Annotated in this window: 17 protein-coding genes and 1 pseudogene; 12 read left to right on the forward strand and 6 right to left on the reverse strand. The window is 64.3% G+C overall.

Features of this window, described 5'->3' with window-relative positions:
- Positions 1-74 precede the first annotated feature (74 nt).
- The 3 genes from AAHK20_RS00385 (at position 75) to AAHK20_RS00395 (ending at position 3,257) form a co-directional block, all read left to right on the forward strand.
- Entirely contained in the window at positions 75-1,325 is a 1,251-nt protein-coding gene (locus tag AAHK20_RS00385) for an ABC transporter substrate-binding protein (protein ID WP_449179446.1), read from the forward strand.
- A gap of 76 nt (positions 1,326-1,401) precedes the next feature.
- A complete protein-coding gene (locus AAHK20_RS00390; protein WP_449179447.1) occupies positions 1,402-2,379 on the forward strand; it encodes a carbohydrate ABC transporter permease in 978 nt (325 codons plus the stop codon).
- A 23-nt stretch (positions 2,380-2,402) separates the two neighbouring features.
- A complete protein-coding gene (locus tag AAHK20_RS00395; protein WP_449179448.1) occupies positions 2,403-3,257 on the forward strand; it encodes a carbohydrate ABC transporter permease in 855 nt (284 codons plus the stop codon).
- 38 nt (positions 3,258-3,295) lie between these two features.
- On the opposite strand, the gene AAHK20_RS00400 is transcribed toward AAHK20_RS00395, so the two are convergent.
- Together AAHK20_RS00400 and AAHK20_RS00405 are read right to left on the reverse strand one after the other, a co-directional pair.
- On the reverse strand, positions 3,296-4,420 hold the full coding sequence (locus AAHK20_RS00400) for a succinylglutamate desuccinylase/aspartoacylase family protein (RefSeq protein ID WP_449179449.1): 1,125 nt from the start codon (positions 4,418-4,420) through the stop codon (positions 3,296-3,298).
- An 89-nt stretch (positions 4,421-4,509) separates the two neighbouring features.
- Entirely contained in the window at positions 4,510-5,286 is a 777-nt protein-coding gene (locus AAHK20_RS00405) for a transporter substrate-binding domain-containing protein (protein WP_449179450.1), read from the reverse strand.
- A gap of 117 nt (positions 5,287-5,403) precedes the next feature.
- Here AAHK20_RS00405 and AAHK20_RS00410 point away from each other — a divergent pair, with 117 nt between their 5' ends.
- From AAHK20_RS00410 to AAHK20_RS00420, 3 genes are all read left to right on the forward strand, one after another.
- Positions 5,404-6,324, forward strand: a complete 921-nt coding sequence (locus tag AAHK20_RS00410; protein ID WP_449180033.1) for a LysR substrate-binding domain-containing protein — start codon at positions 5,404-5,406, stop codon at positions 6,322-6,324.
- Positions 6,325-6,383: 59 nt separating this feature from the next.
- Complete coding sequence (locus AAHK20_RS00415) at positions 6,384-7,106, forward strand: YceH family protein (protein ID WP_449179451.1); 723 nt, start codon at positions 6,384-6,386, stop codon at positions 7,104-7,106.
- 150 nt (positions 7,107-7,256) lie between these two features.
- Positions 7,257-8,576: an Nramp family divalent metal transporter gene (locus tag AAHK20_RS00420; protein WP_449179452.1), complete on the forward strand. Its 1,320-nt coding sequence runs from the start codon at positions 7,257-7,259 to the stop codon at positions 8,574-8,576.
- A gap of 30 nt (positions 8,577-8,606) precedes the next feature.
- Here the strand turns inward: AAHK20_RS00420 and AAHK20_RS00425 are convergent, their stop codons facing one another.
- Positions 8,607-9,629, reverse strand: a complete 1,023-nt coding sequence (locus AAHK20_RS00425) for a MerR family transcriptional regulator (protein WP_449179453.1) — start codon at positions 9,627-9,629, stop codon at positions 8,607-8,609.
- Positions 9,630-9,790: 161 nt separating this feature from the next.
- Between AAHK20_RS00425 and AAHK20_RS00430 the strand changes: the two are divergent.
- The 6 genes and pseudogenes from AAHK20_RS00430 to AAHK20_RS00455 all read left to right on the forward strand — a co-directional run.
- Positions 9,791-9,994 (forward strand): annotated as a pseudogene (locus AAHK20_RS00430) (LysR substrate-binding domain-containing protein); the annotation flags it as partial.
- 211 nt (positions 9,995-10,205) lie between these two features.
- Entirely contained in the window at positions 10,206-10,532 is a 327-nt protein-coding gene (locus tag AAHK20_RS00435) for a DUF4148 domain-containing protein (protein ID WP_449179454.1), read from the forward strand.
- A gap of 615 nt (positions 10,533-11,147) precedes the next feature.
- A complete protein-coding gene (locus tag AAHK20_RS00440) occupies positions 11,148-12,533 on the forward strand; it encodes an NCS2 family permease (RefSeq protein WP_449179455.1) in 1,386 nt (461 codons plus the stop codon).
- A 231-nt stretch (positions 12,534-12,764) separates the two neighbouring features.
- A complete protein-coding gene (locus AAHK20_RS00445) occupies positions 12,765-13,640 on the forward strand; it encodes an endo alpha-1,4 polygalactosaminidase (protein ID WP_449179456.1) in 876 nt (291 codons plus the stop codon).
- Between the two features lie 172 nt (positions 13,641-13,812).
- Positions 13,813-14,265 carry a carboxymuconolactone decarboxylase family protein gene (locus AAHK20_RS00450; RefSeq protein WP_449179457.1) on the forward strand — a complete coding sequence of 151 codons (453 nt, stop codon included), beginning with the start codon at positions 13,813-13,815 and terminating at the stop codon, positions 14,263-14,265.
- 105 nt (positions 14,266-14,370) lie between these two features.
- On the forward strand, positions 14,371-15,927 hold the full coding sequence (locus AAHK20_RS00455) for a methyl-accepting chemotaxis protein (protein ID WP_449179458.1): 1,557 nt from the start codon (positions 14,371-14,373) through the stop codon (positions 15,925-15,927).
- A gap of 95 nt (positions 15,928-16,022) precedes the next feature.
- On the opposite strand, the gene AAHK20_RS00460 is transcribed toward AAHK20_RS00455, so the two are convergent.
- The 3 genes from AAHK20_RS00460 to AAHK20_RS00470 are packed head-to-tail and all read right to left on the reverse strand — an operon-like array spanning position 16,023 to position 19,613.
- Positions 16,023-17,237, reverse strand: coding sequence for a CaiB/BaiF CoA transferase family protein (locus tag AAHK20_RS00460; protein ID WP_449179459.1), 1,215 nt, complete (start codon positions 17,235-17,237; stop codon positions 16,023-16,025).
- A gap of 23 nt (positions 17,238-17,260) precedes the next feature.
- Positions 17,261-18,391, reverse strand: a complete 1,131-nt coding sequence (locus AAHK20_RS00465; RefSeq protein ID WP_449179460.1) for an acyl-CoA dehydrogenase family protein — start codon at positions 18,389-18,391, stop codon at positions 17,261-17,263.
- A gap of 13 nt (positions 18,392-18,404) precedes the next feature.
- Positions 18,405-19,613, reverse strand: a complete 1,209-nt coding sequence (locus AAHK20_RS00470) for an acyl-CoA dehydrogenase family protein (protein WP_449179461.1) — start codon at positions 19,611-19,613, stop codon at positions 18,405-18,407.
- Positions 19,614-19,625: the final 12 nt, after the last annotated feature.

Below are 19,625 nucleotides of genomic sequence, written 5' to 3' on the forward strand. Positions count from 1 at the left end.
TACCGACGTACCGACGTATCGACGTATCGACGTATCGACGAAAACGACGCCATTCCAAGGACAAGGAGACACGCATGACTTCGAAACCACGCAGCATCTTCACCGCCGTCGCATTGGCTGCGGCCGTCGCGATGTCGACGGCCGGCACCGCCGATGCCAGCACGCTCTCGGTCAACATCGCGTTCAAGGGCGCCAGCCAGCGCGCGGTGTGGCAGTCGGTGATCGATTCGTTCGAGAAGGCGCATCCCGGCATCGACGTCAAAGTCTCGTTCATCGACGAAGAGGCGTACAAGGTGCAGCTGCCCGGCTGGCTCACGACGGTCTCGCCCGACGTGGTGAACTGGCACGACGGCGAGCGCATGGCGTACTACGCGAAGCGCGGCCTCTTCGACGACCTCACGGGCGACTGGAAGAAGAACGGCTGGGACGATATGTATGCGTCGACGAAGGAAGCGTCGTCGTATAAAGGCAAGCAGTACGCGGCGCCGACGTTCTACTACTCGTGGGGCCTGTTCTATCGCAAGGACCTGTTCCAGAAGGTCGGCATCACGAGCGAGCCGAAATCGTGGGATCAGTTCATGGATGCGTGCAAGAAGCTGAAGGCCGCGGGCATCACGCCGATCGCGGTCGGCGGACGCGACGCCTGGACGCTAGCGGGCTGGTTCGACTATCTCGACTTGCGTCTGAACGGCAACGCGTTCCATCAGCAGCTGATGGCGGGCGACATCGCGTACACGGACCCGCGCGTGAAGAAGGTCTACACGACGTGGAAGCAATTGATCGACGACGGCTACTTCATCGACAACTCGCTCTCGTACGATCTCGACGCCGCGCAGCCGTTCCTGTTCCAAGGCAAGGCCGCGATGATGCTGATGGGCACCTTCATCTCCGGAGGCTTCCCTGCGAACGTGAAGCAGGAGATGGGCTACTTCCAGTTCCCGGTCATCAACACGAGCGTGCCGACTGCCGAGGATGGTCCGGTGGAAACGCTGAATATTCCGTCGAAGGCAAAAAACAAGGCCGACGCCCGCACGTTCCTCGCTTTCGTCGAGACGCCGGAAATCGGCGCGCGGATCGCGACGGGGATGGGATCGCTGTCGGCGAACAGCAAGTCGCCCGAGCCGGATGACCCCATCGCGAAGATCGGCTTCCAGATCCTTTCGAACACGAAGGGCGGCATCGCGCAGTTCTACGATCGCGACATGACGAAGGAAATGGCCGATGAAGGCATGAAGGGCATGCAGCAGTTCGTCGCCGACCCGACCAAGATCGACGACGTGCTCGCGCAGCTCGAAGAGACGCGCAAGCGGATTTACCAGAAGTGATTGGTAGCGAGCGCAGGCGGTTCGGCGTTGTCGCGAGCCGCCGCGCGTTCGCTCAGGATTGACCGGGAGATTGGCCGTGCCACACATCGTCACCCATCACACCGCGCACCCGCTGCCGGATGCGAGCGCGAGCGGAGCGCCCGAATCGCAGACAACGGCGAACGGGCGTAACGCAGCGAGCGCGCACCGCCGGCGCGCCTCGCCGACTTCGCGCCGGCAGAATCGCGCGGCGTTCCTGTTTCTCGCGCCCGCGTGCGTGATGATCGGCCTCTATGTGATCTGGCCGATTCTCTCGACCATCCGCATCAGCTTCTACAACTGGGACGGGATGACGCCGCCGGCTTTTGTCGGCCTCGCGAACTACGTGGAGCTGGTTCACGCGCGCACGTTCTATACGGCGCTCAAGAACAACGTGATCTGGCTCCTGCTGTTCCTGCTCGCGCCGCCGATGGGACTCGCGGTGGCGCTCTATCTGAACCAGGCCGTGCGCGGCATCCGCTTCGTCAAATCGCTGTTTTTTGCGCCGTTCGTGCTGTCGGGCGTCGTGGTCGGATTGATCTTCACGTGGTTCTACGACCCGACCTTCGGCCTCCTGGCGATGATGCTCGGGCACGGCATCCCCGTGCTCGGCGACGCCCGCTATGCGACCTTCGGCATCGTGTTCGCGGCGCTCTGGCCGCAGACGGCGTACTGCATGATTCTCTATCTGACGGGGCTCACGACGCTCAACGCGGAGCAGCTCGAAGCCGCGCGCATGGAAGGCGCGCGCGGTTGGGCGCTGCTGTGGCATGTCGTGCTGCCGCAATTGCGGCCGACCACGTTCATGGCGATCGTCGTGACGGTGATCGGCGCGCTGCGCAGCTTCGATCTGATCTCGGTGATGACCGGAGGCGGCCCGTTCGAAAGCTCGACGGTGCTCGCGTATTACATGTACGACCAGGCCATCAAGTACTTCCGGCTCGGTTACTCGGCGTCTATCGCGGTCGTGCTGTTCGCGATCATGCTGGTTTATATCGTGTACCACCTGCGGCGGATGCTGCGGACTGAGCAATGAGCGAGCAATAAGGAGCCGATGCCATGTATCCGATGCCCGTCGAACAATGGAAGAGCCCGGTATCCCGGCGCCTTTATAAATTGAGCCTGCCCATCGCACTCGTGATCTGGCTGCTGCCGATGATCGCGGTGCTCGTCACCTCGGTGCGTTCGACCGAGGAACTGACCGAGGGCAACTACTGGGGATGGCCGAAGCATTTCGCGCTGATCGACAACTACCGCGAGGCGCTGACGACCTCGCCGATGCTTCATTACTTCTTCAACAGCGTGCTGATCACGGTGCCTTCGGTGATCGGCTCGATTGCGCTCGCCGCGATGGCCGGCTTCGCGCTGGCCACCTACCGGTTTCGCGGCAACACGGCGTTGTTCGCGACCTTCGTCGCGGGCAACTTCGTGCCGGTGCAGGTGCTGATGATTCCGGTGCGCGACTTGTCGCTGCAACTCGGATTGTTCAATACGCTAAGCGCGCTGATCCTGTTTCATGTGTCGTTTCAGACCGGCTTCTGCGCGCTCTTCTTGCGCAACTTCATCAAGCAGCTGCCGTTCGAGTTGATCGAGGCCGCGCGCATCGAAGGCGCGGGCGAATGGACCGTGTTCGTGCGGATCATCCTGCCGCTGATCCGCCCGGCGCTCGCGGCGCTCACGATCCTCGTGTTCACGTTCGTCTGGAACGACTACTTCTGGGCGCTGTGCTTGACGCAGGGCGACGACGCGGCGCCGCTCACGGTCGGCGTTGCTGCGCTCAAAGGAGAGTGGACGACCGCGTGGAATCTGGTGTCGGCGGGCTCGATTCTGGCGGCGCTGCCGTCTGTCGCGATGTTCTTTGCGATGCAGAAGCATTTTGTCGCCGGGCTCACGTTTGGGGCGAGCAAGGGGTAGGGGGCGTAGGCGCGATCGTCGCGCCTACGCTTTTCTAGTTACGCTCCGAGCAGCACGCCGGTGCGGATCGGCCGCACGCCCGTGACGCGCCCAAGCGGCGCGCCGGCCGTCACGAAGCGAATCGCGCGCCGCATGTAGAGCACGCCTTCGGTGTTGCTGCGCACGGTCGTCGTCTCGTCGGTCAGCGGATCGACGATGTCGAAGAGCGCGTCGCCCGCGCGGATCAGATCGCCGGTCGCCGCGCGATGCACGAGGATGCCGGAGACGGGCGCATAGAACTGCTCGCTGCCGGCCAGCGGCGTCGGTTCGCGAAGGAGCGGCGGCATGGGCTTCGCCTCGCCCTTCACGGCGCCGCGTGCGCGCAGGAAGTCGATGATCGCTTCGGCGTCGCGCCCGGCGGTTTCGTACGACACGTCGCGCTGCCCGCGGCATTCGATCGTCGCGGCGATCGTGCCCGGCGGCAGCAGCGCGGGGTCGGCGAGCGTCTGTTGCAGCGTCCACCACGGCAGGCTGTGCGCTTCGTCGAACGCCTGGCCGCCGGAATCGGTCGAGATCAGCGAGGCCTGCGCGCCCATGTAGCGCGCGAGCGATTCGAACTGCGGCCATGCGGCGTCGCTCGTGTAGAGATGCAGCGTGGCTTCGAGCGAGCAGTGCAGATCGATCACGACGTCGGCGTCGAGCGACAAATCGAGCAGCGCGCGCTGCAGCGATTCGAACTCGGTGCGCGGCGTGTGCTGCGCGAGCGCTTCGCGCATCAGGCGGCGCACGGTGGCCACGTTGGCTATCGGATCGTTGCCAAGCGCGCCTTCGATCTTTTGCGCCAGGCCGTCGAACGACGGAAAGTGCCGGTTGAAGTTGCGCCCGCTTGTCAGATCGAAGCGGCCGACGAACTGGCCGAGCACATGTTGCGCGAGCCCGACGGGGTTCGCGACCGGCACCAGTACGATCTGTGCGTTGAGCGCCCCGGCGGCGTCGAGTTCGGTCAGGCGCCGCCTGAGCATCACGGCGGTGAGCATCGCGGGAATTTCGTCGGCGTGCAGCGTCGATTGGATGTAGATCTTTTCGACGCCTTCGGCTGTGGCTTCGGGGCCGAAGTGAAAGCTGGTCAGTTCGCGGCGCGTGCCGATGGCCGGTGAAATCAGAAAGGTCGAGCGCGTGTGCATGAGCGGGTGAAGGTGGAGTAACGGAGGCGCCGGAGAGTGTCGCACGGCGTGCTCAATCGGTCGCGGATCAATTGCGAATCAAACGTGGATCAATCCCCGTACGGATCGAAATCGAAATAGCGGTGCGCGATGCGCGCATAGGTGCCGTCCGCGCGCATCGAAGCGATGGCGGCGTCGATCGAATTTTTCAGCGCGTCATCGTCCTTGCGCATGCCGATGCCCACTCCATGGTCGCCCATCGACAGCGGCTGACCCGCGAAGGCGAAACCCTTGCCTTGCGGCGTGCGCAGGAAGCCGTTTTCGGCTTCGACCGTGCCGAGCAGGGCGGCGTCGAGCCGTCCGTTGACGAGATCCGCGAACACTTCTTCCTGGCTCTTGTACGGCACGACGGATACGCCATGCTGCGCCCATTGCGCGAGGCCATAGCTTTCGAACTGGGTCCCCGACTGCACGCCGACTCGCTTGCCCGCGAGCGACGCGGCATCGCTGCCGAGCCCCGAGCCTTGCCGCGCGACGACGCGTGATTTGAACTGGTAGAGCTTCGAAGAGAAGGCGATCGCCTGCATGCGCTTCTCGGTGATCGCCATCGCCGACAATACCGCGTCGATCTTGCGTGCCTGCAGCGCCGGGATCATGCCCGAGAACTCCAGCTCGACCCACTTGCATTGCGCGTGGATGCGCCTGCAGATTTCGTTGCCGAGGTCGACGTCGAAGCCCTGGACGCTGCCGTCCGGCGCCTTCGAGTCCATCGGCGGGTAGGTCGGGTCGATGCCGAAGCGGACCACGCCGGCATCGGCCGCGTACGCGGCGCTCATGGCGCTCAGGAGGCCCAGTGCGGTCAGGCCCGCCAGCACGATCTTCTTCATCTCATCTCCTGGATTAGAGCGCCATCGTAGGGCCCCTCCGTGCCGCCGCGAAGTGCCGTCGCGGCTATCATGATCGTTTTTACCGATCACCCCGCGATTGCCCCCGACAACCCGCCCATGGCCCTGACCCTCGCCCAATTGCGCATCTTCTCCGCCGTCGCCAAGCACGGCAGCCTGCGCGGCGCGGCGCGCGCGCTCGACCTTGCGCAAAGCAGCGTCACGCAGCAACTGCAGAATCTCGAAGTGGAACTCGGCGCGCCGCTTTTTACGCGCACGAATCGCGGCATCGCGCTGACCGTCTACGGCGAACGGCTGCTGGCGCGTGCGGGCTCGATTCTCGGCGAGTGCGAGCGCACCGAAGAAGAGATGCGGCAGTTACGCGGCGACTACGAGGGCAGCGTGGCGTTCGGCATGAGCGCCGAGCCGATGATCGACACGCTCGCGCCCGTGCTCACGCAATACCGTGCGCGCTTCGACAAAGTTCGGGTGCATCTGGTGAGCGGCACGTCGCGCAAGATGATTTCGTGGCTGCGCGACGGCACGCTCGATTTCGCGGTCGCGCTCGTCGCGCCGAACACCGACACGCACGATCTCGCCGTGACGACGATCTACGCGTCCGATCCGGTCGTGGTGTGCCGACACGATCACCCGCTGCGCCACGCGCGCTCGCTTGCCGAGCTCGCCGACTGCGAGTGGATCGGCACGCGAGCGCCGAATGCATCGAATGCGCCTCCGAACCGGTTGATGGACCTGTTCGCGAGGAACGGCCTGCCGCCGCCGCGCATCGTCGCGACGACCGAGGCGCTGCTCGACACGCTGCACCTCGTCGTCGAGACGGACTGGCTGTCGCTGGAGCCGTCGATCGTCACGCGGCACGGTCTGTTTGGCGGCGCGCTCGCGTCGATCGCGATCGACGAGCGCGCGGCGCTATCGAACGTTTGCGTGCTGCAGCGCGCGAGCGTGCCGCTCACGCCCGCCGCGCAGGAACTCGCGACGATGATCGCGTCGTACGCGCGTATGATCAAACCCCATGATTGAATCCGCGCTTAGACCCACGATTAAACCCACGATTTGACCTGCGAACCCGCACGAGACCTATGAATTCCACTCCCGAAGTTTCCCCGCCGCGATCGATTCGCATCCTGAGCCCGCTGGAGGTGCGCGTGCTGGGCGTGCTGGTCGAAAAGCAGCACACGGTGCCCGATACCTACCCGCTGTCGCTCAACTCGCTCACGTCGGGCTGCAACCAAAAGACGGCGCGCGCGCCGGTGATGAACGTAACCGACGCCGAAGTGCTCAACGCGATCGAAGATCTCAAGCACCTGAGCCTGGTGTTCGAAGGCAGCAGCAGCCGCGTGCCGCGTTTCGAGCACAACCTGAATCGCGTGCTCGGCATTCCGAGCCAGGCCGCCGCGTTGCTGACGGTGCTGATGCTGCGCGGTCCGCAGACCGCGGCCGAGCTGCGGCTGAACTCGGCGCGTCTGCACGGGTTCGCCGACGCCTCGTCGGCCGAGGCGTTTCTGGAGGAACTCGCGGAGCGCGAGCCTCCGCTTGTCGTCAAGCTGGCGCGTGCGCCCGGCGAGCGCGAAAGCCGCTGGGCGCATCTGCTGTGCGGCGAGGTGAGCGCGCCCGTGAGCTTCGCTGCGGGCGATGCGGCGCCGGGCGGCGTCGCCGATGCGGCCATCTCGCTCGACGAATTCGATGCGCTCAAGAGCGAGCAAAAGCGCCTGGCCGCCGAAGTGGAGCGGCTGCAGGCCCTCGTCGAGCATATGGCCGCGGAGTTGGGCATTTCGATCGACAAAATCGGCGAGCGCTCATAGCGTTCGGCACGCGCGGCGCGCCCGGCTCATGTACGCGCGCCGGGAAAAAAACTACGGCAAACGCTATGCTTCCATAGTTCCGCGACGCGGCGCGGACGGGGTCATGCGGACCCCGCTCGGCATGCCGCGCGCAACCGCGCGAGGTGAAGGATGGATGGACGCGTTCGCGACGACCAGGCGCCGACGACGATAACGGCGCGCACCAGGCTCGCGATTCGAGAAGTGCTGGAAGGGCGCCGCACGGGGTGGTCGGTGATCGTGCCGCTGGCGGGGCCGGCGGTGGTCGTGTCGGTGGCCTACATGGACCCGGGCAACTTCGCGACCAACATCCAGGCGGGCGCGCGCTACGGCTATGCGCTGTTGTGGGTCGTGCTGGTCGCGAATGTCGTCGCGATGCTGTTCCAGTCGCTCTCGGCGAAGCTCGGCATCGTCACCGGCAAGAACCTCGCCGAACTGTGCCGCGCGTACTTCCCGATGCCCCTCGTGCTGCTGATGTGGGGCGTGAGCGAAATCGCCGCCATGGCGACCGATCTCGCCGAGTTCCTCGGCGGCGCGATCGGCCTCTCGCTGCTGTTCCACGTGCCGCTCGTCGCCGGCATGATCATCACGGCGATCGTCACCTATGTGCTCCTCTTGTTCGAGAAGGCCGGCTTCAGACCGCTCGAACTCGCGATCGGCGCGCTGGTCGGCATCATCGGGCTCTCGTATGTCGCCGAGCTGTTCATCACGAAGGTGGCGTGGCATGGCGTGTTCGGCGGCATGTTTTCGTTGCATCTGCCCGACTCCGACGCGGTGATGATCGCCGTCGGCATCATCGGAGCGACGGTGATGCCGCACGCGCTGTTTCTCCATTCGGGGCTCACGCAGAACCGCGCGATCGCGCACACGCCCGACGAGCAGCGCACGCTCGTCAAGTTCTCCGATATCGAAGTCGTGATCGCACTGACGGTCGCCGGGCTCATCAACATCGCGATGGTGATCATGGCGTCGGCCGCGTTTCATGCGGGTCACCCGGAGGTCGCCGAAATTCAGACGGCGTATCACACGCTCGCGCCGCTGCTCGGCATCGGTGCGGCGGGGATCTTCCTGCTCGCGCTGATCGCCTCGGGCATTTCGAGCTCGGTCGTCGGGACCATGGCGGGGCAGATGATCATGCAGGGCTTCGTCGGCTTTCAGATTCCGCTCTGGCTGCGAAGAGTCATCACGATGGTGCCGAGCATCGTGGTCGTGGCGATGGGCGTGAACGCGACGCGCGCGCTCGTCATCAGCCAGGTCGTGCTGAGTCTGGCGCTGCCGTTTCCGATGGCGGCGCTCGTGTGGTTCAGCTGCCGGCGCAATGTGATGGGCGAGCACCGCAGTTCGGTGCTGTTGGCCGCGACGGCGACGGTCGCCGCGGCCGGCGTGTTGGCGCTGAACTTGGTTCTCGTGCTGCAGACGTTCGGGGTGAATATGCCGGGGTTGCCTAGCTGATTTAGGCGTCAATTAGGCATCAATGAGGTGTCACACGGGTTTCAACGCCATCATTGCTTTGCGCAGAAACTCGCGAAATTCCGCATCGATCCAGGCCGAGCGCAAGTCCGGTTCGCGCTCGAGCGCGAGGCGAATCTTGGCGTGCGTCTCGGGGTTGTCGGTTGCGTACGAGCGGAACAGATCGAGCCAGCGCAACGCCAGCTGCTGCATTTTCGGATCGTCGGGCGCGGTGCCTTTCTTCAATTCCGCCCGCACTTCGCCGATCAGCGGCGGCCACTCGTGCATGCGCTTGCCGTAGTTCGCGCGCACGAAGCGCATTTCGTCGGGCGTCAAATAGCGCTCGAAGACGGCGAGCTTGGTCTCCTGATTCGTTTCGAGGATGTAGGTCCTCACCTCGGGCGAAATGCCGATGCGATCGTGCAGCGACGGCTCGTTCAGATGCATCTGGTCGAGCTTGGCGACCAGGATCGGGTCGGCGTTCGTGTCGCGTTCCAGCAGCGTCATCCAGCGCTTGCCGAGCGCCTGGGCTTCCGGCTCGCGCGGCGCGACGTTGCGCTGCATCGCGTCTCGCACCTCGTCCACAAGAGCGCGCCATTCGGCCGCTTGATGCGTGCTCGCGTCGAGCAGGGGGAGCTGTTTGATTTCGTCTTCGGTGAAGTATTTGTCGTACATGGTCATCGATTCCAGAGTCGTTAGCCATTCGGCGAGCTCCGGCTCTTCCCCGCATGCCAATTGATCGCGCAAGCGAGACAGACGCTCATGCAGTCTGGCCGCTTGCTCGATTTGGCTTTTGAGCATGCTCAATTGCCGCTCGACGATCGATGCGAGAGGGGAGCCGGGGCCCGCCAGGAACGCTCCGATATCGGCGAGCGACATGCCGAACCGCCGCAATGCCTGGATCTGATGCAGGCGGGCGATGTCGGCCTTGTCGTAGAGGCGGTAGCCGCTTTCGGAGCGGGCAGAAGGCGTGAGCAGGCCGATGTCGTCGTAGTGGTGAAGGGTCCGCACGGTCAAGCCTGACCGCTTGGCGAGTTCGCCTACTTTGAGCAACATCGGTTTCTCCTTGTTCTGCACGCTTGAAGGCTGGGGCCTTACGTTACGTGAGGGTCAAGCGGTCAACGGACTTAGAAAAAGGACTCGACAATACCCGCCCGGCGCGCTGTTTGACAAACGAGCGGCACGACGAGGCTTGGGTGTTCGTTCGGAACGAGTTCGCCGGCCTGGGGCTCGCATCCCTGCCTTGCTGGTTGCTTAACCACTACGTTAAAAGCGGCGAACTGGTGGCGGTCATGGAGCGCTGTATCCAGCCGCCGCAGGAGATCCATGTGGTCTGGCCGCAAACGCGCTATTTACCGCTGAAAACCCGCTATGCGATCGACGCGCTGGTCGCCGCTATCCCGCCCATGATCACCGCCTGAAAGCCATTCCCACACGCCGGAGCGGGGTATCGGGCCGCCAGATGGCGCGAACCTGTCAGCGCGCTGACGCGATGGACATTCTTTCGCGCAATGAAAAGGTTTCTTGTCGACTCAGGGATTTTTACCGTTCGTTTCAACGCCTATCCTTGACTCATTCGCCAAGGACATCGTGTTCGAAGCGGTTCATAAATCGATTTTCGAGGTAAAAATCATGAAGACCCAACTGTTTGCCGTCGCCGCTGCCGCCGTCCTGCTTTCCGCTCCGCTCGCTTCGTTCGCGCAACAATCGGACGCGCCGGTCACGCGCGCAGAAGTGCGTGCACAGCTGGTCGAAGCGCAGAAGGCCGGCTACAACGCCAATGACAACCTCACGTACCCCGCCGACATCCAGGCCGTCGATGCGAAGATCGCCGCGGCGGACAACCAGACTCAGCCGGTCAAGACGGGCTACGGCCCGGCAGTCGGCGGCATGTCGCAGTCGGGCGCGGCTCGTCCCGTGTCGAACGACGGCATGAAGCCGACCTTCTTCGGCCAATAAGGCGGCAAGGGCGGCAGCGGGATGCCTCGATAGCGTCCCGCGTCGCCACACTGTCTGCGCGCCGGTTTCACTGGCGCGAGGCTCGCCGCCACCGCTTGGCGGCAGCCATCTTTCCTTCGCTTCGGACACTCGTCCCGTAGCAGCGCTTCCCTCTTCAAGCATCGCTCCCCCCGCTATTGGTTAGACGCTTTCGTCGGCTTATCGTAAGATTCGGCCCTTGCCGGGCTTGAAAAGCCCTCGTTAATCCAACGCTCAAATATTCGCCTTAACAGATCCACACTAAGCGTATACACGCGGTGCGCGACGACGAAGCACGGTTTGACGCCGATATAAGCGCTACGACATGCGCTGCATGCTCCTGGCCCGATGGGACGTGATGTCGCGTTCGCCTAACCTTCGCTACGGCAAAGTGCAAATGGCGAGGCTGATAGAAAAGCGCGTCGTACAGCGCGAAAAAGCAGCCGACGCATCTGAAACGACGAGACGCACAACGACTCGCCCGTCCTCAAGACGTTGCTGACAAGCCTAAGCCTCTAACTCAATTAGATTCGAGACAAACCTGATGACGGTCCGACTAGCGCGGCCGTTTCAGCACGCTGATAAAGGAGCAAGCTCATGAGTGATACCCAGGCGCAGCCGGTCGTCGGCGTCGGCGCGGAAAGCGACTTCGGCACCAAGGGATTCATCGATCGATACTTCGGCATTTCCTCGCGTGGCAGCACGCAGCGTCAGGAAATCGTCGCGGGCGTCACCACGTTTCTGGCGATGGTGTATTCGGTGTTCGTCGTGCCGGGCATGTTCGGCAAAGCCGGCTTCGACACGAGCGCCGTGTTCGTCGCCGTGTGTCTCACGACGGCCTTCGGGTCGCTGTTGATGGGCCTGTGGGCGAAGCTGCCGATCGCGATCGGCTGCGCGATTTCGCTCACCGCGTTTACCGCGTTCGGCCTCGTGCTCGGCAAGGGGCTGCATCCGACCGTGGCGCTTGGCGCCGTGTTCCTGATGGGCCTCGTATTCACGGGCATTTCCGTCACCGGCGTGCGGTCGTGGATTCTGCGCAATTTGCCCGCGGGCATCGCGCACGGCACGGGGATCGGCATTGGCCTGTTCCTGTTGTTGATCGCCTCGAACGACGTGGGTCTCGTCGTCAAGAACCCGGGCGCTGGCCTGCCGGTGTCGCTCGGCCACGTCACGTCGTTCCCGGTGATCATGTCGGTGATCGGCCTCGCGGCGATCTTCGGCTTGATCCGCCGCCGCGTGCCGGGCTCGATCCTGCTCGTCGTGATCGCGATTTCGGCGGCCGGCGTCGCGTTCGATCCGGACGTGAAATTCCACGGCTTCTTCGCGCTGCCGTCGCTCTCCGCGCCGGGCCATGCGTCGCTGATCGGCGCGATGGACATCAAGGGTGCGCTCTCGCTCGCCGTGCTGCCTAGCGTGCTGGCGCTCGTGATGACCGCCGTGTTCGACGCGACCGGCACGATCCGCGCCGTGGCGGGGCAGGCGGGCCAGCTCGACGAGAACGGCCGCATCATCAACGGCGGCCGCGCGCTGACGGCCGATTCGCTGAGCTCGATCTTCTCGGGTTTCCTCGGCGGCGCGCCGGCGGCGGCTTACATCGAATCGACGGTCGGCGTGGCCGCCGGTGCGAAGACGGGTCTCGCTGCTGCAGTGGTCGGCCTGCTGTTCCTGGTGGTGATGTTCTTCTCGCCGCTCGCGGGCCTCGTGCCGTCGTATGCGACCGCCCCGGCGCTGATGTACGTGGGCCTCATGATGCTGTCGAGCGTGAGCAAGCTGCACATGGACGACATGGTCGATGCGATGTCGGGTCTCGTCTGCGCCGTGTTCATCGTGCTGACCGCCAACATCGTGACGGGCATCATGCTCGGCTTCTCGACGCTCGTGATCGGCCGCGTGGTGAGCGGCGAATTCCGCAAGCTCAATGTCGGCACCGTGGTGATCGCGGCTGTGCTGGTCGCCTTCTACCTCGGAGGCTGGGCGATCTAAATACGCATTCCGGGCGTTGCCGCTAAAGATGCGGCAACGCTTCGAGAGGACGTTGTCTCCTCCACCACATTTTCGTTGGTGGTCTTGAAGCCTGGGAACTCGCGTTCCCAGGCTCTTTTTGTTTGGGGCATGCGATTTGGTCGCTCCACCTAGGCGCTCCCACGTTTCTTCATTACGATAGGCGCTCTTCAACTTTAGACACGGCGCGCGGCCCCATCGTCGCCTTATCCGATGCTCAAATCCTTGCTGGCCTGTCTCGCCTCGGCGCTCGCGATCAGCTCCGCAGGGGCCCAAACGCCCGCCGCCGCGCCCCTTGAATCGTTTGCGCTTTACTACGGCAGGAATCCGCCGGTCGAGCCATTGTCGGCGTTCGATGTCGCGGTGATCGAGCCGGACAGCGGCTTCGAGCCGGGCGCGCATCGCCTCACACACACCATATGGTTCGCGTATGCGAGCGTCGGCGAAGTGCTGCCGTCGCGCCGCTATTACGCGGCGCTGCCCAAGCGCTGGCTAGCCGGACACAACGAGGCGTGGGCCTCGCGCGTGATCGACCAGAGCCATCCGGAGTGGCCCGCTTTCTACGTGAAGCATGTGATCGCGCCGCTGTGGGATGCCGGCTATCGTGGTTTCTTTCTCGACACGCTCGATTCCTACCAGCTCTTCGCGCGTACCGATGCTGAGCGCACGCGGCAGCAAGCCGGGCTCGTCGCTGTCGTGCGCGCGATCAAAGCGCGTTATCCGGAGGCGAAGCTGATCTTCAATCGCGGCTTCGAGATCCTGCCGCAAGTGCACGACCTCGTGTATGCGGTGGCGTTCGAGTCGCTGTATCAAGGCTGGGATCAGGCGCATCAACGCTATGTCGAGGTGCCGGAGGCGGATCGCGAGTGGCTGCTCGCGCAGGCCAAGACGATTCGCGAGCAATACCATTTGCCGGTGCTGTCGATCGACTATTGCGCGCCGAGCGATGCGGCATGCGCACGCGATACGGTCGCAAAGATCCGGGCGCTCGGCATCGTGCCGTATGTGACGGATGGAGCGCTGGCTACGGTCGGCACGGGGCCTTCCACGTCTTCCACGCCTTCGACGCCGTCCGAGTCTTCGAATTGATGTTTCGGGCATTCCGCATGACTGATTTCCGCGCGATTGTCACGCCATTCCCGGTATACAGCAGCCCCACCTTTGAATCGACGTTGTGACCCCTAGAATCGCTTGCCGATGTAGCAGTGCATAGCAGTGCCTATCGGCGCGATATTCAACAAACGCAAAGGGGTTGATCGTCATGAAAGAACGTATTTCGTTTTCCGAGTTGCCGGCCAAGCTGATCGAAGCGGTGCTGACGGTGGAGTCGTACGTCAATGGCTGCGGCTTCGATATGAAGCTGGTCGAATTGATCCGCTATCGCGTGTCGCAATTGAATGGCTGTGCATATTGTCTGGATCGGCATTACAAGGAAGGCATTCATGCAGGCGAAGGTGCCATGCGTTTGTACTCGCTGCCGGTTTGGCAGGAGACGCCGTTCTATTCCGACAAGGAACGCACCGCGCTGCGCTGGGCCGATGCCGTCACGCTGTTGACGGAAGACCAGATCGACGACGAATTGGTCGAGAGCATGTATGAGCACTTCAGCAAAGCGGAACTGGCGAACCTCACCCTGATCGTCGCGCAGATCAATACCTGGAACCGGATTGCCAAGCCGTTTGCGTTCTTGCCTGGGGAGTTTCAGGCGGGCTGAAGAATTCCTGCGCGCTGCCGTTAAACAGGGTGAACCCGCCTGCTCGGCCTGAAGTGGGTTGAGATCGTCGACGTCGAATCATCCCTTCCCGTCTGAAAGCGCACCATGAAAAACGTAGGCATACGCACGGGGCTGCTCGTCATCCTCGCGGTTTTTGCGGCGATGATCGTCGTCGGCGGAGTGGCAGGCATCGTTTCACTGCACACCTCGAACCAATCGACGACGCGCGTCCACGCGATCTCGGCGCAATGCATCCAGCTCAACGACGCGTACAAGGATATGCAGCGCTCGCGCGCCGGCCTCGGGCGTGCCTACAGTTCGGCGCGCGAGCAACCGGGCTCGCCGCCGGACAGCAAGGCACTCGACAGCGCGCAGGGCAAGCTCAAGACCTCGATGGCGGAGTTCCAGGCCTTTACCGAAGCGCCGCGTTTCGAAGGGCGCGATGAAGCCCTGCAGGAGACCATCGTGCAGGCGGCCCGCACGCACATGCAGGTCGTGCAGCACGCCATCGATCTTTTGCGCGCCAACGATACGGCCGGCTACGTGGCGCTCAACGACAAGGACGTGACGGACACCGGCGTCGCCTACTCGAACGCGCTCGAGCGCTTTCAGAAGCAGGCCAACGCGCTGGCCCAGGCCGAAACGGATCTCGGCGACGCGCGCTACGAGCTGATTCTCAAGCTGGTGGTGCTCGGCGTGCTGCTCGCGCTCGCCTTGATCGTGGCGGTGCATTTTGCGCTGCGGCGGCTCGTCTTGACGCCGCTGACCGAGGCGGCGAGCCTCCTCGACCAAGTCGCGGACGGCGACCTGACCATCGCCATCGCGAGCGCGGGCAACAACGAAGTGGGCCGGCTGCACGCCGCGATCGCGCGCATGAAGGAAGGGCTCACGGGCACGATGCGCCGGGTTCTCGACAGCTCCGGTTCGGTGAACATCAGCGCGCACGAAATTGCCGCGGGGAACATGGACTTGTCGTCGCGCACCGAGGAGCAATCGGCGGCCTTGGAGCAGACGTCGGCCAGCATGAAAGAGCTGACCGAGACGGTCACGCTCAACGCCCAGAGCGCCCGTCAGGCCAGCTCGCTCGCCAGTGACGCGGCGGAAATCGCGATGAAGAGCGGTGACGTGGTGCGCGGGGTGGTGACGACGATGAACGACATCAGCAGCAGTTCGGCGCGGATGGCCGACATCATCGGCACGATCGACGGCATCGCGTTCCAGACCAACATCCTTGCGCTGAACGCGGCGGTCGAAGCCGCGCGGGCCGGCGAACAGGGGCGCGGCTTCGCGGTGGTCGCCGGCGAGGTGCGCGCGCTCGCGCAGCGCAGCGCGAGCGCGGCGCGCGAGATCAAGACCTTGATCGACGACTCGATCACCAAGGTCCAGTCGGGCAATTCGCTGGTGGCGCGAGCGGGTGCGTCGATCGACGAAACGGTCGAGGCGGTGCGGCGCGTGGCCGGCATCGTGCAGGAGATCTCGGCGGAATCGGAGGAGCAGGCGAGCGGGATCGTGCAGATCGGCCAGGCTGTTGCGCAGATGGAGCAGGTGACGCAGCAGAATGCGGCACTCGTCGAGCAGGCCGCGGCGGCGGCCGGATCGCTCGAAGAGCAGGCGCGTCAGCTGGAGGCGGTGGTGGCGTCGTTCAGGTTGGCGGGGGCTTGAACGTCGATCCGAGAGGTCGATTTATTCGAACACATTACGAACGCCGCTCATGGACGCACTAAGCGGCCATGAGCGGCGCGTGCCCGACGTGTGCGTTAAGCGACCTTGTCCGCCTTGAGCTTGGCGACCTCCTCCGACGACATCCCCAGCAACTCGCCCAGCACCGCCTCGGTGTGCGAACCGAGCACGGGCGGCGCGGCACGTATGGGAAGCCGCGCGCCATCGAAGCGATAGGGCGGGGCGAGCACGTCCACTTGCCCGGCGACCGGATGCGCCTGCTTCGTAACGATGCCGCCGGACGTCGCGCGCCCGGACGTCAGCGCCTCGTGCAGCCCAAGCACTTCGCCACACGGAATGCCGGCATCGCCGATCGCCGCAAGCAAATCCGCGCGACGGCGCCGCGCGAGCTCGCCGAGAATCTCGGGCAGCAGCGCCTCGCGATTGGACGAGCGTCCGAGATTGGTTTTAAAGCGCTCGTCGCTCGCGAGATCGGGGCGTCCGATCGCTTCACAAAAGCGCGCGAATTGTGCGTTGTTGCCCACCGTGATGACGATCGGACCATCGGCCGCGTCGAACACGCCGTACGGCACGATCGACGGATGCGCGTTGCCGTAGCGTGGCGGATCATGCTCCAGCAAGAGCGCTTCGAGCCCGTAGTACGCGGTGATCATCAGCCCGCAGTCGAACAGGGCCATTTCGATGCGGCGTCCGCGGCCGGTCGAGGTGCGCTCGTAGAGCGCCGCGAGAATCGCCTGCGCCGAATACATGCCCGTGAAAAGATCCACCGCCGCGACGCCGAATTTGAGCGGCGGCTGATGTTCTTCGCCGTTCATCGCCATCAAGCCCGTTTCGCCTTGCACGACGAGGTCGTAGCCGGGCCGTCCCGCTTCGGGCCCGGTGCGGTCGTAGCCGGAAATCGCGCAATAGACGAGCTTCGGATTGATCTCGCGAAGCGCCTCGTAGCCGAGGCCGAGCTTTTCCGCGCCGCCGAGCTTGAAGTTGTGCACGACGACGTCGCTTTCCTTCACCAGTTCGCGCGCGATGCGTTGCCCTTCGGTGGTTTGCAAGTCGAGGCAGATCGAGCGCTTGTTGCGGTTCACGCTGTTGAAGTACGTCGTCTCCGTAGCGCCGACGCGCAAGCCCCAATCGCGCGTATCGTCGCCGCGGCCGGGCTGTTCGATCTTGATGACGTCCGCGCCGAAATCGCCGAGCACCATCGCGCACCACGGCCCAGCGAGCACACGCGAGAAGTCGAGCACGCGGATGCCTTGCAGCGGTTGCGCGTGAACGTTGTTGTTGTCGGTTGCCATCATGTTGTCCCCCCCACGAACGCTCATTGTTTTGAAAGCGCGATATAGCGCGCGAGATGGTGGTCCTCGTCGCCGAGCTGGTGGTCGATCATCACGAGGCGCTTCGCGTAGTGGGCGAGCGGCAGCTCCCATGTCATGCCGATGCCGCCGTGCAGTTGCACGGCTTCGGTCGCGACGAGCGCGCCGACGCGGCCGATCGTGACCTTCGCCGCCGACAGCGCGCGTTCGCGCACGAGGCGCGGGCCGTCGAGCGCGGCGGCCGCGTTGATCACCGCCGAGCGCGCCTGCTCGATTTCGAGCGCGACGTCGGCCATGCGATGCTGCAGTGCCTGGAAGCTGCCGATCGGCACGCCGAACTGCTTGCGCGTGCGCAGATACTCGAGCGTGTCGCGCTGCGCGACATCCATGGCGCCGACCGCTTCCGCGCATAGCGCGAGCACGCCGAACCCGAGCGCGGATTCGATCGTCGCAAAGGCTTCGCCTTCGGCGCCGAGCAGTGCATCCGAGCCAAGACGCGTGCCGGTGAACGTGAGTTCGGCCGCGCGCCCGCCGTCGATCAGCGGATAGCCGCGCAACGAGAGGCCCGACGTGTTGCGCGGCACGATGAAGAGCGAGATGCCCGCTTCGTCGTCCACGTTGCCGCTCGTGCGCGCCGAGACGACGAAGAAGTCCGCGCGCTCGCCATGCGGGACGACGGCCTTTGCGCCCGAGAGCACCCAACCGTCGCTCGCGCGGGCGGCGCGCGTCACCACGCGCGACGGCTCGTAATGCGTGTCCGGTTCGCCATGCGCGAACGCCGCCACCGCGCTGCCGTCGATCACGTCCGCGAGCCGCGCCTTTTGGTCGTCGGTGCCTGCGGACGAGATCGCGCGGCCGGCCATCAGCGTGCCGAGAAACGGCTCGACGACGAGCCCGCGCCCCAGGCTTTCGAAGACTACGGAAATGTCGAATGCGGCGCTGCCGAAGCCGCCGTCGGCTTCGCTAAAGAGCGCGCCGACCGCGCCCAATTCCGCAAAACGCCGCCACAGGTCGGGGCTATAGCCCGTATCGGAGTTGGCGATCTTGTCGCGCGTCTCGAAGCCGTATTCGCCGGCGATGAAGCGCTCGAGCGTATCCGCGAGCATGCGGCGGTCTTCGGTGTGTTGGAAGTTCATGTCCTTTCTCCCCTCACAGTCCCAGGATCATCTTGGCGATGATGTTCTTCTGGATTTCGTTGGAGCCGCCGAAGATCGACAGCTTGAGGTTGTTGAAATAGCTCGACGCAGCGCTCGCGGCGTCAAGTGGACCGACCGGCTCGCCGGCGTAGTCTGCGTCGAGCGCGTCTTCGATGAACGGCTGCGCGTAGGGACCCATCGCGCGGCGCGTGAGCGAAGCGATCTCCTGGCGGATCTCGGTGCCGCGAATCTTGAGCATCGAGCTTTGCGCGCCAGGAGCGCCGCCGCCGGCCGCCAGCGCGATCGTGCGCAGGTTGGTGGTCTTCATGTTCTCGAGGTCGATCTGCACGCGCGCGAGACGCGCGGCGAAGAGCGGATCGTCCGCGAGCGGCTTGCCGTTCTTCGTCTGCGTGGCGGCGATGCGCTGCAGGCGTTCGAGCGCCGCAACCGAAAAGCCCACGCCTGCGATATTCGTGCGCTCGTAGGTGAGCAGATACTTCGCGTAGGTCCAGCCCTTGTTCTCTTCGCCGATCAGGTTTTCCGCGGGCACGCGCACGTCGGTGAGGAATACCTCGTTGACCTCGTGCTCGCCGTCGAGCGTGATGATCGGACGCACTTCGACGCCGGGCGTCTTCATGTCGATCAAGAGGAAGCTGATGCCTTCTTGCTTGCGCACGTCAGTTGCAGTGCGCACGAGGCAGAAGATCATGTTCGCGTAGTGGCCGAGCGTGGTCCAGGTCTTCTGGCCGTTGACGATGTAGTGCGCGCCTCGATCGTCCATGCCGCGCACGGCCGAGGTTCGGACCGACGCCAGATCCGAACCCGATCCCGGCTCCGAATAGCCCTGGCACCACCAGTCCGAGCCGTCGAGAATGCGCGGCAGCCAATAGCGCTTTTGCGCCTCGTTGCCGTATTTGATCAGCACGGGGCCCAGCATGTTGACGCCGAACGGCACGATGCGCGGCGCGCCCGCAAGCGCGCATTCGTTGTCGAAGATGAACTTCTGCACGGCGCTCCAGCCCGGGCCGCCGTGGTCGGCCGGCCAGTGGCTCGCGAGCCAGCCGCGCTCGTTGAGGATCGCGTGCCACTGCGCCATGTCTTCGCGCGTCAGGCGCTTGCCGTTCTTGACCTTGCTCGAAATGCGCTCGGGCAGCTTGTCGCGCAGAAAACGCAGCACGTCGGCGCGAAACGCTTCTTCTTCGGGAGTGAAATTCAGATCCATGGGGTGGCCTTT

Source organism: Trinickia camelliae (assembly GCF_053525655.1).

Excerpts from the sequence above, each read along its gene's own strand:
- AAHK20_RS00465 (WP_449179460.1), bottom strand. The coding sequence starts at position 18,391 with ATGAACTTCCAACACACCGAAGACCGCCGCATGCTCGCGGATACGCTC.
- AAHK20_RS00405 (WP_449179450.1), bottom strand. The coding sequence starts at position 5,286 with ATGAAGAAGATCGTGCTGGCGGGCCTGACCGCACTGGGCCTCCTGAGC.
- AAHK20_RS00395 (WP_449179448.1), top strand. The coding sequence starts at position 2,403 with ATGTATCCGATGCCCGTCGAACAATGGAAGAGCCCGGTATCCCGGCGC.
- AAHK20_RS00415 (WP_449179451.1), top strand. The coding sequence starts at position 6,384 with ATGAATTCCACTCCCGAAGTTTCCCCGCCGCGATCGATTCGCATCCTG.
- AAHK20_RS00450 (WP_449179457.1), top strand. The coding sequence starts at position 13,813 with ATGAAAGAACGTATTTCGTTTTCCGAGTTGCCGGCCAAGCTGATCGAA.
- AAHK20_RS00425 (WP_449179453.1), bottom strand. The coding sequence starts at position 9,629 with ATGTTGCTCAAAGTAGGCGAACTCGCCAAGCGGTCAGGCTTGACCGTG.
- AAHK20_RS00460 (WP_449179459.1), bottom strand. The coding sequence starts at position 17,237 with ATGGCAACCGACAACAACAACGTTCACGCGCAACCGCTGCAAGGCATC.
- AAHK20_RS00400 (WP_449179449.1), bottom strand. The coding sequence starts at position 4,420 with ATGCACACGCGCTCGACCTTTCTGATTTCACCGGCCATCGGCACGCGC.
- AAHK20_RS00410 (WP_449180033.1), top strand. The coding sequence starts at position 5,404 with ATGGCCCTGACCCTCGCCCAATTGCGCATCTTCTCCGCCGTCGCCAAG.
- AAHK20_RS00420 (WP_449179452.1), top strand. The coding sequence starts at position 7,257 with ATGGATGGACGCGTTCGCGACGACCAGGCGCCGACGACGATAACGGCG.
- AAHK20_RS00435 (WP_449179454.1), top strand. The coding sequence starts at position 10,206 with ATGAAGACCCAACTGTTTGCCGTCGCCGCTGCCGCCGTCCTGCTTTCC.
- AAHK20_RS00470 (WP_449179461.1), bottom strand. The coding sequence starts at position 19,613 with ATGGATCTGAATTTCACTCCCGAAGAAGAAGCGTTTCGCGCCGACGTG.
- AAHK20_RS00385 (WP_449179446.1), top strand. The coding sequence starts at position 75 with ATGACTTCGAAACCACGCAGCATCTTCACCGCCGTCGCATTGGCTGCG.
- AAHK20_RS00455 (WP_449179458.1), top strand. The coding sequence starts at position 14,371 with ATGAAAAACGTAGGCATACGCACGGGGCTGCTCGTCATCCTCGCGGTT.
- AAHK20_RS00440 (WP_449179455.1), top strand. The coding sequence starts at position 11,148 with ATGAGTGATACCCAGGCGCAGCCGGTCGTCGGCGTCGGCGCGGAAAGC.
- AAHK20_RS00445 (WP_449179456.1), top strand. The coding sequence starts at position 12,765 with ATGCTCAAATCCTTGCTGGCCTGTCTCGCCTCGGCGCTCGCGATCAGC.